General features: G+C 72.1%; 15 protein-coding genes. 12 read left to right on the top strand and 3 right to left on the bottom strand.

From position 1 onward, the window contains the following. The first annotated feature begins 108 nt into the window (after window positions 1–108). The 8 genes from K9U40_RS13160 to K9U40_RS13125 all read left to right on the top strand — a co-directional run bounded on the left by K9U40_RS13160 (window position 109) and on the right by K9U40_RS13125 (window position 3,354). Window positions 109–672: a head-tail connector protein gene (locus K9U40_RS13160; protein ID WP_282890648.1), complete on the top strand. Its 564-nt coding sequence runs from the start codon at window positions 109–111 to the stop codon at window positions 670–672. Then, window positions 669–989: a head-tail adaptor protein gene (locus tag K9U40_RS13155; RefSeq protein ID WP_282890647.1), complete on the top strand. Its 321-nt coding sequence runs from the start codon at window positions 669–671 to the stop codon at window positions 987–989. Before K9U40_RS13160 ends, K9U40_RS13155 begins: the two co-directional genes overlap by 4 nt. Next, window positions 986–1,273 carry a hypothetical protein gene (locus tag K9U40_RS13150; protein WP_282890646.1) on the top strand — a complete coding sequence of 96 codons (288 nt, stop codon included), beginning with the start codon at window positions 986–988 and terminating at the stop codon, window positions 1,271–1,273. The genes K9U40_RS13155 and K9U40_RS13150 overlap by 4 nt, the downstream gene beginning before the upstream one ends. After that, a complete protein-coding gene (locus K9U40_RS13145; RefSeq protein ID WP_282890645.1) occupies window positions 1,270–1,689 on the top strand; it encodes a DUF3168 domain-containing protein in 420 nt (139 codons plus the stop codon). The genes K9U40_RS13150 and K9U40_RS13145 overlap by 4 nt, the downstream gene beginning before the upstream one ends. A gap of 16 nt (window positions 1,690–1,705) precedes the next feature. Next, entirely contained in the window at window positions 1,706–2,113 is a 408-nt protein-coding gene (locus K9U40_RS13140; protein ID WP_282890644.1) for a phage major tail protein, TP901-1 family, read from the top strand. A 93-nt stretch (window positions 2,114–2,206) separates the two neighbouring features. Next, window positions 2,207–2,563, top strand: a complete 357-nt coding sequence (locus tag K9U40_RS13135) for a gene transfer agent family protein (RefSeq protein ID WP_282890643.1) — start codon at window positions 2,207–2,209, stop codon at window positions 2,561–2,563. Continuing rightward, the gene (locus K9U40_RS13130; RefSeq protein WP_432715918.1) at window positions 2,536–2,772 is read left to right on the top strand and encodes a rcc01693 family protein; all 237 of its coding nucleotides are present in this window, start codon (window positions 2,536–2,538) and stop codon (window positions 2,770–2,772) included. Before K9U40_RS13135 ends, K9U40_RS13130 begins: the two co-directional genes overlap by 28 nt. 9 nt (window positions 2,773–2,781) lie before the next feature. Then, a complete protein-coding gene (locus K9U40_RS13125; protein WP_282890642.1) occupies window positions 2,782–3,354 on the top strand; it encodes a phage tail tape measure protein in 573 nt (190 codons plus the stop codon). Window positions 3,355–3,426: 72 nt separating this feature from the next. Here K9U40_RS13125 and K9U40_RS13120 read toward each other — a convergent pair whose 3' ends face one another. Together K9U40_RS13120 and K9U40_RS13115 are read right to left on the bottom strand one after the other, a co-directional pair. Beyond that, on the bottom strand, window positions 3,427–3,777 hold the full coding sequence (locus K9U40_RS13120) for a hypothetical protein (protein ID WP_282890641.1): 351 nt from the start codon (window positions 3,775–3,777) through the stop codon (window positions 3,427–3,429). A 611-nt stretch (window positions 3,778–4,388) separates the two neighbouring features. Next, window positions 4,389–5,090: a hypothetical protein gene (locus K9U40_RS13115; RefSeq protein ID WP_282890640.1), complete on the bottom strand. Its 702-nt coding sequence runs from the start codon at window positions 5,088–5,090 to the stop codon at window positions 4,389–4,391. A 109-nt stretch (window positions 5,091–5,199) separates the two neighbouring features. Here K9U40_RS13115 and K9U40_RS13110 point away from each other — a divergent pair, with 109 nt between their 5' ends. Genes K9U40_RS13110 through K9U40_RS13100 form a run of 3 tightly spaced genes read left to right on the top strand, consistent with a single transcriptional unit; the run spans window position 5,200 to window position 7,175 of the window. Beyond that, window positions 5,200–5,841 (top strand): DUF2460 domain-containing protein, encoded by a 642-nt coding sequence (locus tag K9U40_RS13110; protein WP_282890639.1) that lies wholly within the window; start codon window positions 5,200–5,202, stop codon window positions 5,839–5,841. A 6-nt stretch (window positions 5,842–5,847) separates the two neighbouring features. Then, window positions 5,848–6,738, top strand: coding sequence for a DUF2163 domain-containing protein (locus tag K9U40_RS13105; protein ID WP_282890638.1), 891 nt, complete (start codon window positions 5,848–5,850; stop codon window positions 6,736–6,738). Continuing rightward, entirely contained in the window at window positions 6,735–7,175 is a 441-nt protein-coding gene (locus K9U40_RS13100) for an NlpC/P60 family protein (RefSeq protein ID WP_282890637.1), read from the top strand. The genes K9U40_RS13105 and K9U40_RS13100 overlap by 4 nt, the downstream gene beginning before the upstream one ends. A 22-nt stretch (window positions 7,176–7,197) precedes the next feature. Here the strand turns inward: K9U40_RS13100 and K9U40_RS13095 are convergent, their stop codons facing one another. After that, window positions 7,198–8,091 (bottom strand): hypothetical protein, encoded by an 894-nt coding sequence (locus K9U40_RS13095; protein ID WP_282890636.1) that lies wholly within the window; start codon window positions 8,089–8,091, stop codon window positions 7,198–7,200. Window positions 8,092–8,145: 54 nt separating this feature from the next. On the opposite strand from K9U40_RS13095, the gene K9U40_RS13090 reads away from it, so the two are divergent. Then, on the top strand, window positions 8,146–12,045 hold the full coding sequence (locus K9U40_RS13090) for a baseplate multidomain protein megatron (protein WP_282890635.1): 3,900 nt from the start codon (window positions 8,146–8,148) through the stop codon (window positions 12,043–12,045). Window positions 12,046–12,209: the final 164 nt, after the last annotated feature.

Below are 12,209 nucleotides of genomic sequence, written 5' to 3'. Positions count from 1 at the left end.
CTCCCATCCCTCCCCCGCATGCGGGAGAGGGGGCCGCGTCGCGCGGGCGGAGCGCGCGGTTTCCACCTTCGACCGACGCCGTCACCCACTCCACCACCGGAGCCCCCCATGGCAGACCTTGTCGCCGGCCCCGCCGCCGAGCCGCTCACGCGCGCCGAGGCTAAGGCCTATCTGCGTATTGACCACGACGCGGAGGACGCCCTCCTCGACGCCTTGATCACCGCCGCCCGGCGCCGGGTGGAGGTGGAGACCGGCCGTGCGCTCATGGAGCAGACCTGGCGCTTCAGCCTCGATGCCTGGCCCCTGCGCGGCGTCATCCCCGCGCCGCTGTCGCCGGTGCGCCAGATCCTCAGCGTCACCGTCGCGGCGGCGGACGGCACGCCGGTGGCGCTACCCGCCGGCCCGCTGGCGCTGGTGGGCGATCGCGCCCCCGCTTTGTTCCGCGTGGATCCGGCGCGGGTGAGCGCGCCGCTGGTGCGCCATGGCGGCATCGTCATCACCTTCACCGCCGGCTACGGCCCCGATGCCGCCGACGTGCCGGCGGACCTAGTGCAGGCGGTGCGCCTGCTGGTGGCGCACTTCCACGAACATCGCGACGGGCCGGGCGAGGCCACCGCGCTGCCCGCCGCCGCGCGGGCGCTGATGGCGCCCTATCGCGTGGTGCGGCTGTGAGCGTCGGGGCGCTGCGTCACCGCCTGACGCACCAGACCGCGGTCGACCTGCCCGATGGCGCCGGCGGCATCGCCCGCACCTTCCTCACCGTGGACGTGCTGTGGGGCGCCATCGAAACGCTTTCCACCGACTACGGCGTCGCCGAGGAGCGCCCGCGCGCGAGCCGTCTGCTGCGCCTCACCGTGCGCGCGCCCAACACCGTCGCGGCCGGCGACCTTCTGCTCCATGCCGGCCGCCGCTTCCATGTGGAGGCGGTGGCCGACGCCGACGGGCGCGGCCGCTTCCACCACATCCGCTGCCGGGAGGAAGAGACATGAGGGCGACCATCCGCACCGGCGGCCTCCAGGGCCTGGCCCAGCGCCTCGCCGCCCGCCATCTGCCGGCGGCCGAGGCCGAAGCCGCCGGCCATGCGGCGCGGGAGCTGGCCGCCGAGATCACCGCCGAGACAGGTGCTCCCGCCACCATCGCCGGATCGCCCCGGCGACCGCTGGTGCGCGTGGCCGATCCCGTGCTGCTGGCGCGCATTCGCGGCGCTCTGGGACGGCCGGGCGATCCGGTGCTCGACCGTATCCGCCTCGCCTTCGCCCGGAGGCGCTCATGAGCATCCCCCTCGATAGCCCGGCGCTGGCCCTGCGGGCGGCGCTCCACGCGGCGCTCGTTGCCGATGCCGCGCTCACCGCGCTGCTGGGCGGGCCGCGCATCCATGACGTGCCGCCGGCGGAGGCGGACTTCCCCTTCGTGGCGCTGGGGGAGGCGGTGGTGGCCGACTGGTCCACCGCCACCGAGGCCGGCACCGAGCAGGCGCTGACCCTCCACGTCTTCTCCCGCTCCGGCGGGCGGGCGGAGGCCTATGCGGTGGCCGAGGCCGTCGCCCAGGCGCTGCACGACGCGCCGCTGGCGCTCGCCGGCCACCGGCTCGCCAATCTGCGCGCCACCACCGCCGAGGTCCGCCGCGAGAGCGACGGGCGCACCTTCCACGCTCTGGTGCGGTTTCGCGCCGTCACCGAGCCCCTTTGATTTTCGGAGAAACGAGATGGCCGCGCAGAAGGGCAAGGACCTGCTTTTGAAGATGCATGACGGAACCCAGTTCACCACCGTGGCGGGGCTGCGCTCGCGCACGCTGGCCTTCAACGCCCAGAGCGTGGACGTGACCCATTCCGACAGCGCCGGGCGCTGGCGCGAGCTGCTGGACGGGGCGGGGGTGAAGCGGGCGTCGGTCTCCGGCTCCGGCGTGTTCAAGGATGCCGCCTCCGATGCGCTGGTGCGGCAGGTCTTCTTCTCCGGCGCGCTGGCCTCCTGCCAGGTGGTGATCCCGGATTTCGGCACCGTGACCGGGCCGTTCCAGATCACCGCGCTGGAGATCGCCGCCGAGCACGACCGCGAGGTCACCTTCGACCTGACGCTGGAAAGTGCCGGGGAGATGATCTTCGCCGCGCTGTAAGGCGCCGGCGTGCATGACTTCGCGCTGTAAGGCGCCGGCGTGCATGACTTCGCGCTGTAAGGCGCCGGCGTTTCTCTCCCGAAAGGACACCCCATGCCCAATGCCCGACGCGGCGAGATCGCGGCCGTGCTCGATGGACGCCCGCGCGTCCTGGTGCTCACCCTCGGCGCCCTCGCGGAGCTGGAGAGCGCCTTCGGCGCCGACGACCTCATGGCGCTGGCCACGCGGTTCGAGACCGGCCGGCTCTCGGCCCGCGACGCCGCGCGCATCATCGCCGCCGGCCTCAATGGCGCGGGCGAGAGCGTGACCCTCGCCGAGGTGGAGCGCATGCGCGCCGATGGCGGCGCGGCGGGCTTCGCGCGCATCGTCGCCGACCTGCTCGCCATCACCTTCGCGGCGGATGCGGCGGGGGAGGTGCCGGCATCCCCTCCGCCGCCGCAGCGGGCCTGAGGCCGGAGCCCCTGGCCGCCCGTCCCTTTCCCTGGGCGGCGGCCATGGGCGCCGGCTTCGGCCTGCTGCGGCTTAGCCCCGATGCCTTCTGGCGCATGACGCCGCGGGAGCTCGCCGCCGCCGTCTCCGCCCTCCTGCCGCCCGCGCCGGAGCGCCTGTCGCAGCCGGATCTTTCCGCGCTGATGGCACGTTTCCCCGATCTGTCCTGAGGCCGACCCATGACCGAGACCATCGACATCGCCATCGAGCTGGACACCCGCACCGCCAAGGCGGCGCTGGGGGAGGTGGAGGTGTCGGCGAAGGGCTTCGCCTCGGCGCTGGCCTCCGCCTTCACCGGGCTTGCCGTGCAGGGCAAGGACCTCGGCAGCGTGCTGGAGCAGCTCGCCGCGCGGCTCTCGAACCTCGCCCTCACGGCGGCCCTGAAGCCGCTGGAGAGCGGGCTCTCGTCCCTGTTCTCGGGGGCGGCCGGCGGGCTCGGCTTCGCCCAGGGCGGGGCGATCTCGGACGGGCGGGTGATGCCGTTCGCACGCGGCGGCGTGGTGGCGTCGCCCACCTATTTTCCGCTCGGCGGTGCCAGCCTCGGCCTCATGGGCGAGAAGGGGGCTGAGGCCATCCTGCCGCTGGCGCGGGGCGCCGACGGCAAGCTCGGCGTGCGCTCGGCCGAAGGGACGGGGCGGGCGGCGGTGACGGTGAATGTCTCCACGCCGGACGTGGCCGGCTTCCGCCGCTCGGAGGCCTATCTGTCCGGTCTCGTGGCGCGGGCGGTGGCGCGTGGCCAGCGCGGGGCGTGAGACAGGCCGGGCGGTTGAAGCAATTGATTTGCCCGGTGGATCGTCCTCTCAACTTCAGGAAAGGGAATACGTTCAGCGCGCGCTCTTCCAGGGGTCGGAGCTGGTGGTGGAGGCGGCCGGGCCGCTGCCGGACGGGGTGCCACCGAACTGGTTCGGCGCACTGGTGAGGCCGGAGCCGCCAAAGGCGTCCACCCGCACCGTCGCGCCGGTGCGGACACAGGAAGTGCTGCCGGGTATCTTCTGGAAGCCGGCGCCGTACTGGGCGCAGCTCGTATCCTCCTTCTTCGCGCCGGCCGTCTGGGCGTGGGCGGCTCCCGCGATGAGGAGCGCGGCCATCACGGTGCCGAAGGCGCCGGCACGGCCTGGCGCAGGATGGATCGGGCGCGGCGCGCGGCGGGGCGGGAAGCAGGCTGCGTCAGGCATGATGCGGGTCCGGATGGCACCCGCCGCGGGGCGGCGGAACGGGCGCACCATAGCCGTTCCGGGGGGCCGCGAAAATCCCCGGCGGATGGGGTGCGGGTGCCTCAACGTCATCTCGCCATTGGGAAAATGGCACCGTGACACAGGTTCCGTGACACAGGCGCCGCATCGGAACGCCCCGGCCCGGCGGGAGGATGGGGCAGGTCACGTCGCGCGACGGGATCAGCGCGCGACGATGATCGCCGCAGGAAGCGCCGCCTCGTGTGGTGGTTCGCCTCATCTTCGGTGCGCGACCCGGCGCGATCATCGGGACCACGCCGATGCCCGCCAGAGCGCGAGCCGATAACCGGAGCTTCCGGACGCACGCCGTGAAGGCACGCCGGAGATGCTCACCAGGCAAATATGTCCCGCAGGCGAGCCGGGAAGATGCGCCATCCGGGGGCGCAGCCCGCCTGCAGAAACAAAGACACAGGCCGCATCCGTTCAGCCGATCCGGATGCGGGCCCCCTCTTCATCCGCCGCCCATCATGCGCTGCTTGTGGGCGACAGGCCTGTCTCGCTCCGATGGGGCGCCCGGGCTCAGTGCCGAGCGCCAGCCATCGGGGAAGCGAACCTCACTTCTTTGCGGCGGCCTTCGGGGCCTTCGCAGCCGCCTTGGGAGCAGCAGGCTTCGGAGCTACGGCCTTGGGGGCGGCAGCCTTCTTGGCGGCGGGCTTCGCAGCAGCCTTCGGGGCGGCGGCCTTCGGGGCGGCGGCCTTGGGCGCAGCCTTGGCTTCCGGCGCAGGCGCCGGTGCGGGCTCGGCCTTCGGTGCGGCGGGCTTGGCAGCCTTCGCAGCGGGCTTCGCGGCCTTCGCCGCAGGCTTGGCAGCGGCCTTCGCCTCGGCGGGCTTGGCGGGAGCCTTCTTCTCCGCCGGCTTGGCAGCGGCCTTGGCGGGAGCCTTCGCCGGCTTCTCGGCGGCGGGCTTCGCAGCCTTGGCGGATGCGGCCTTCGGCGCCGCCGTCTTGGCCGCGGCGGCCTTCGGGGCGGGCTTCTCGGCCACCGGCTTCTCGGCGGCAGGCTTGGGCGCCGCGGCCTTCTTGGCGGCGGCCTTCGGGGCAGCAGCCTTGGTGGCAGCGGCCTTCGGAGCCGTGGCTTTCGCGGGGGCCTTCGGGGCAGCGGCCTTGGGGGCGGCGGCCTTGGGGGTCGTGGTCTTGGGTGCTGTGCTCTTGGCTGCCGCCGCCTTGGGAGCGGCCTTCGCCGCAGCCTTCGGGGCAGGTGCCTTCTCGGCGGGTTTCTCGGCGGCGGCGGCCGGCTTCTTTGCGGGCTTGGTAGCCATGCTTTCGCTCCATGCTCAACGGGGCGGAGCAAAGTCAAGGCGTCACGTTCAACTATGTCAAGGCCGTCTCTACTGTTTTCGCCTAAGAATTGGGGAATAGGGGCATCATATGGCCGCCTTCCATGAGATTTTGTTCCCGCTGGAGGTCGCCCTGGGCGCTTCCGGCGGTCCCGAGCGCGTCACCGAGGTGGTCACGACCGCATCCGGACGCGAGGAACGCAACACCCGGCAGGCTGATTCGCGCCGCCGCTGGGACGCCGGATACGGGGTGAAGAGCCTTTCCGCGCTGGCCGATGTGGTGGCCTTCTTCGAGGAGCGTCGCGGGCGCCTCTACGGCTTCCGCTGGCGCGATCGCCTCGACCATTCCTCCGCGCCGCCGGGGGGCGTCGTGACGCCCCTGGACCAGGTGATCGGAACCGGCGACGGCACCCGCGCGACCTTCGCGCTGACGAAGACCTATGGCGGCCTCCACGCACCCTATGCGCGGGCCATCACCAAGCCGGTTCCGGGCAGCGTGCGGGTCGCCGTGAACGGGGTCGAACACATTGAGGATATGCACTTTTCACTCGATGCGACACGCGGTGAAATCACCTTCGCGGCGCCGTCCGTCCCGGCCGCGTCCGTCATCGTCTCGGCCGGCTTTTCCTTCGATGTCCCGGTGCGCTTCGACACCGATTTCCTCGAGGTGAATCTCACCGCCTTCGCCGCGGGCGACATCCCGCGCATCCCCGTCATCGAGATCCGCGTGTGAGGCGAAATGCGCACCCTTCCTTCCGCGCTCGCGGCCCATCTCGCGTCGGGCGCCACCACCCTGTGCCATGCCTGGCGCGTGACGCGGCGCGACGGCCTCGTCATGGGCTTCACCGACCATGATCGCGACCTCGTCGTCGATGGCCTCGCCTGCAAGGCGGCGTCGGGCCTTTCCGGCTCGCAGAGCACCCACGCCGCCGGCCTGTCCGTGACCGGCGCGGAGGTCTCCGGCGCGCTCTCGCACGATGCGCTGTCCGCCGACGATCTCGCCGCCGGCCGCTATGACGGCGCCGCCATCGACCTCCTCCTGGTGAACTGGCAGGACGCCGGCCAGCACCTCCTCCTGAGGCGCGGCACCATCGGCGAGGTGCGGCTCCAGGACGGCGTCTTCACCGCCGAGATCCGCAGCCTCTCCGATGGCCTCAACCAGGCCCGCGGACGCCTGCTCTCGGCCACCTGCGATGCCGATCTGGGCGACGCGCGCTGCGGCGTGGACCTGACCCTTCCCGACCACGCGGCGAGTGCCACGGTGGCCGCCATCGCGAGCGCGCTGAGCCTGCGCGTCACCGGCCTTTCCGCCTTCGCGGAGGGGGCCTTCGCGCGGGGTCGCGCGCGGTTCTCGACCGGCGCCAATGCGGGCTTCGTCACCGAGGTGAAGGCGCATCTCGTGGATGCGGAAGGCGTGCTGCTGCGCCTGTGGCAGCGTCCGCCCGTCGCGGTGGCGGCGGGCGATCAGATCGCGCTGACGGCCGGCTGCGACAAGCAGTTCGCCACCTGCCGCGACCGCTTCGCGAACGCGCTCAATTTCCGTGGCTTCCCCCACATGCCGGGCAACGATTTCGTCATCGCCGTCGCCATCCAGGGCGAGGGCGGATACGACGGGAGCCTCATGGAATGACCGCGCTCCTCACCCGTGCCGCCATCCTCGCCGAGGCGCGCTCGTGGATCGGCACGCCCTACCTCCATCGCGCCTCGCTGAAGGGGCAGGGGGCGGACTGCCTCGGCCTCGTGCGCGGGGTGTGGCGGGAGCTGATCGGCCCCGAGCCGGAGGCCATGCCCGCTTACGCGCCGGACTGGGCCGAGGCCGGCCGCCGCGAGACCCTGGCGCAGGCGGCGGCGCGTTGCCTCGTCGCTGTTCCGGTGGAGGAGGCAAAGCCCGGCGACGTGCTGCTGTTCCGCTTCCGCGCCCATCTTCCGGCGAAGCACGCGGCGATCCTCTCCGAGGGCGCGCGCATGATCCACGCCTATGACGGGGCACACGTGTGCGAGGGCCATCTGGCGCCCTGGTGGCGCCGCCGCCTCGCCTTCGCCTTCGCCTTTCCGGGGGTGGCGTAGGGGCGCTGCCCGTGCGTGGCGCTTATTGAGGATTCGAGCGACCGGAGGGATTGCGCCGCGGCGCCTTTTTCGGGGCGGAGGCATGGGCGCGGAGCCAGTCGATGGCGCCGGGCGTCTTCTCCCATCCCGGACGGAAGTCGAGGACATATTCGATTGCTTCGTTCGCGTCGCCGGGTGTGTAGTAGGGTGACAGACGCGCGGGAATCGACTTCTCGCCGGTGAGGAAGGCCGGCACGTGGGGGTTCCCTGCCATGGCCTTGGCCAGCAGCTTGCGGTTCTGCGCGTCGTCGCCGGACCGGCGGAAGGCCGCCAGCGGCCTCGTCCAGGACCACGCGGCCGCGCTGTCCTCGGGATATGTCTCGAAGAGCGCCGCGAGGTCGTCGTCACGTCCCGCCTCCAACAGGACGGCGGCCAGGATGTGGCGGGCGCCCTGATTGTCGTTCGGGTTCAGCCGCAGCATCTCGCGCAGGTGGTCGATGGCCGCGGCATGGTCGCCGCGCACCTTCTCGGTGCATGCGAGGCCGAACAGCGCGCGCATGAAGGGGCGGGTTTCGAGAAGTCCCCAGAAGTCCCCCTCGTCTTCCTTGAAGGCCGCCGCGCCGAGCGCGGTGCGTCCGGCTTCCTCGCCGCGGCGCCACAGGTCGAGTGCCGCATCGGAGCCGCCTTCGGTGTGCTCGGCCAGAAGAACGTAGGCATCCGCGCAGAGGGCGCTGACGGTCAGCGCCTTCTCGGCGAGCGCAATGCGGCGCTTGGCCGTGCGCGCATCCCACGCCTGATAGATCAGTTCCTGCGCCTGATCGAGCGCATCCGCTTCGCTGGACTTCGACTTGCGTGCCATCTCGTTTTCCCGTCGGACGATCCGAACACGATAACTGCCCTCCGCACCCACGGCGACGATCTTCGCGTGAACGTCCATACGCTGACCCCCCGGCAGTTACGCGCCCCCCTCCCAAACCCTTGAGGACATCTTATGGCGACCCTGCTTCTCGGCGCGGCCGGCAGCCTTGTCGGTGGCGCGCTGTTCGGGCCCGTCGGTGCCATCGCCGGGCGGGCGCTGGGCGCCATCGGCGGCTCCGTGATTGATGGCGCGCTGTTCGGTGGCAACCGCTCGCGCAACACGCAAGGCCCGCGCCTCACCGACCTCGACGTGATGGGCTCCACCGAAGGCACGCCGCTGCCGCGTGTCTATGGCCGCGCCCGCCTCGCCGGGCAGGTGATCTGGGCGACGAAGCTGAAGGAGGTGGCCACCACCTCCACCCAGTCCACCGGGGGCAAGGGCTCCAGCCTCACGCCCTCGGCCCCCACCACCACGACCTACACCTATTACGGCAATTTCGCCGTGGCGGTGTGCGAGGGGCCGCTCTCGCGCATCGGCCGCATCTGGGCCGACGGCAAGCTGCTGGATACCCGCCGCCTCACCGTGCGGCTGCATCTCGGCGACGAGGCGCAGGTGCCCGATCCCGCCATCGAGGCGCGGCAGGGGGCGGGCGCGACGCCGGCCTATCGCGGCGTCGCCCATGTGGTGTTCGAGAATCTGGAGCTGACCGACTACGGCAATCGCCTGCCCCAGATCACGGTGGAGGTGGAGCGCGCGGTGGGCGCGCTGGAACGGCAGGTGCGGGCGGTGACGCTGATCCCCGGCGCCAGCGAGTTCGCCTACGACACGCGCACCGTCCGCCAACTGCACGGGCCGGCGCGCTACGGGCGGGAGAACCGCCATGTCAGCACCGCGGCGAGCGATTTCGAGGTGGCCATCGACCAGCTTACCGGCACCTGCCCGAACGTGGAGCGGGTGTCGCTGGTGGTGGCCTGGTTCGGCGACGACCTGAGGGCCGGCGCCTGCACCGTGCGCCCGCGCACCGAGCGCTCCGACAAGTCCACCTCCGCCGACTGGATCGTGGGCGGCGAGACCCGGCTCAGCGCCCTCGCGGTCTCCCAGTACGAGGGCCGCTCGGCCTATGGCGGCACGCCTTCCGACGAGAGCGTGGTGCTGGCCATCCGGCGGCTGGCGGAGGCCGGCCTGACGGTGACGCTGAACCCGTTCGTGATGATGGACATACCCGCCGCCAACACCCGGCCCGATCCCTGGACCGGGGCCGCCGCGCAGCCGGCCTATCCCTGGCGCGGGCGCATCGTGTGCGATCCGGCGCCAGGGCGGCCGGGCTCGGCGGATGGAACCGCCGCCTGCCGGGCGCAGGTGGCGGCCCTGTTCGGCGCCGCCGCGCCTTCCGATTTCACGCGCTCCGGCACGAACGTGTTCTATCACGGCCCGGCCGAATGGAGCCTGCGGCGCATGGTGCTGCACTATGCCCATCTCGCGGTGGCTGCGGGGGGCGTGGAGGCTATCCTCATCGGCTCGGAGATGGCGGCGCTCACCCGCCTCACCGACGACACCGGCGCCTTCCCCGCCGCCGAGGCGCTGGCGCAGCTTGCCGCCGACGTGAAGGCGGTGGTGGGTTCCGGCACCCGCGTCTCCTACGCCGCCGACTGGACCGAATACGGCGCGCAGGTGATGGCCAACGGCGATGTGCGCTTTCCGCTGGATGCGGTGTGGAGCGCTCCGGCGGTGGACTTCATCGGCATCGACTTCTATCCGCCTTTGGCCGACTGGCGCGACGGCGCCGGCCATCTCGACGCGGCGCTCGCCACCGGCATCCACGACCGCGCCTACCTCAAGGCCAATCTCACCTCCGGCGAGGCGTTCGACTGGTTCTATGCGGACGATGCCGCCCGCGCCGCGCAGGCGCGCACCCCCATCACCGACGGTGCTTATGGCGAGCCCTGGCTGTTCCGCCAGAAGGATCTCAAGTCGTGGTGGGCCAGTGCCCATCACGAGCGCATCGCCGGCACCCGCCTTGCCGCGCCCACGGCGTTCGCGCCCGGCGCCAAGCCCATCCGCCTGATGGAGACCGGCTGCCCCGCCGTGGACAAGGGCGCCAACCGGCCCAGCGTCTTTCCCGATGCCAAGTCATCGGAAAACGCCCTGCCGCCTTTCTCCACCGGCGCGCGGGACGACCTCATCCAGCGCCGCTTCCTGGAGGCGGTGCTCGCCACCTTCGCCCCCGACGCCAATGAGGCCGACAACCCGCCCGCGCCGATTTACGGCGGGCGCATGGTGGAGGAAGCGTTCGCGTGGACCTGGGACGCGCGGCCCTTCCCGCAATTCCCCCTCGCCGAGAGCGTGTGGGCGGACGGCGCCAACTGGGCCATCGGCCACTGGCTCACCGGCCGCCTCGGCGGCGCGCCCCTCGACGGGCTGGTGGCGACGCTCTGCGCCGATTTCGGCGTCGGCGACGTGGACGCCGCACGCCTCTCCGGTGCGGTGGACGGCTATGTGGTAGACCAGCCCATGGCCGGCCGCGACGCGCTGGAGCCCTTGGCGCGCGCCTTCGCCTTCGAGGCGGGGGAGGAGGAGGGCCGCATCGCCTTCCGCTCCCATGGGGCCGGGGCGGTGACCGAGATCGGCGCCGACGACCTGGTGCGCACGGAGGACGGGCCGCTCGTGTCCTCCACCCGCGCGCAGGAGAGCGAGCTGCCGTTGCAGGTCTCCATCGGCTTCGTGGACAGCCTGAAGGACTATCGCCGCGTCACCGTCTCCTCCCGCCGCCTCGCGGGAAGCAGCCGCCATGTGAGCCATGCGGACCTCGCCGTCGTGGCCTCCGACGCGGCCATGGCGCGGGCCGCCGACATCTGGCTGCAGGACCTGTGGGCGGGGCGCGAGACTTTCACCTTCGCGCTGCCGCCCTCGCACCGCGCGCTGGTGCCCGGCGATCTGGTGCGGCTTACCATCGACGGGCGGGCGCGGCTGCTCGAAATCACCCGCTTGGAGGAGGCGGAGGCGCTCGCCGTCACCGCCCGCAGCATCGAGCCGGAGGTGTTCGACGCGGCGCTGGCGCAGGCGTCGGCGGGGAGCGTGGCGCTGCCCGCCGTGTCCGGTCCGCCGGAGGTGATGGTGCTGGACCTGCCCGCCTTGTCGGAGGCGGAACCGGTGCCGCTGCAATATCTTGCGGCCGCCGCCACGCCATGGCCGGGGACCCTCGCCATCTGGCGCTCGGGCGATGGCGAGAGCTTCGAGGCGGTGGCGCCGGTGACCGCCGCCGCCACCTTCGGGACGCTGGTTTCCGATCTCTCGCCGGGGCCGCTGTGGCGCTTCGACCGCTCGAACAGCTTCGATGTCATGCTGCAATCCTCGCTCCTCGTGCCGACAAGCGAAGGCGCGGTGCTCGCGGGCGCCAACCTCGCCGCTCTGGTGGCGGAGGGGCGGGCACTGGAGCTCATCGCCTTCACCGGGGCCGAGCTGATCGACACCGATACCTACCGCCTCTCCGGCCTGCTGCGCGGCCTTGCCGGCACCGAAGCGGCGGGCGCCTCGACCTGGCCGGCGGGCACGCGCCTGGTGCGTATCGACGGCACGCTGGTGGCGGTGGCGAGCGGCCTCTCGGCGCTGGGGCGCAGCTCCATCTACCGGGTCGGCGCGGCGCGGGAGGACCAGGGCGCGGAGGATGTCACGCAGGTGAGCGCCACCGCCTCCGGCACCGCCCTGCGTCCGCTGTCGCCGGTGCATGTGCGCGGGCGGCGCACGGCGGATGGGATCGCGCTCTCCTTCATCCGCCGTACCCGCATCGCGGGCGACGGATGGGACGCGCTGGAGGTGCCCCTCGGCGAGGCGAGCGAGGCCTACCGCGTGGAGGTCCTTTCGGGCGCGGACGTGGTGCGTGCCTTCGAGGTGGCCGCGCCGCAGGTGCTCTATGCGGCGGCGGACGAGGTGGCCGATTTCGGTGCGCCGCAGGCGGCTCTCATCGTGCGCGTCGCCCAGCGCTCCGCCAGCGTCGGCCTGGGCGCGGCGGTGACGGCAATGGTGCGGGTCTAGAGCGCGATCCGATCAGATTGAATCAATCTGATCGGTGAATCGCCCTCTAAACTCAAGAAAGAGAACGCGTTGCCCGATCAGCTTGCGATGCAGGCTGATCGGCGCGTGCTCTAGAGCGCGATCCGATCAGATTGAATCAATCTGATCGGTGAATCGCCCTCTAA

The organism is Xanthobacter autotrophicus (genome assembly GCF_030015065.1).
Lineage (GTDB): Bacteria > Pseudomonadota > Alphaproteobacteria > Rhizobiales > Xanthobacteraceae > Xanthobacter > Xanthobacter autotrophicus_D.
Note: the sequence above shows the minus strand (reverse complement) of the source record. Positions and strands in the feature narration are given on the sequence as shown.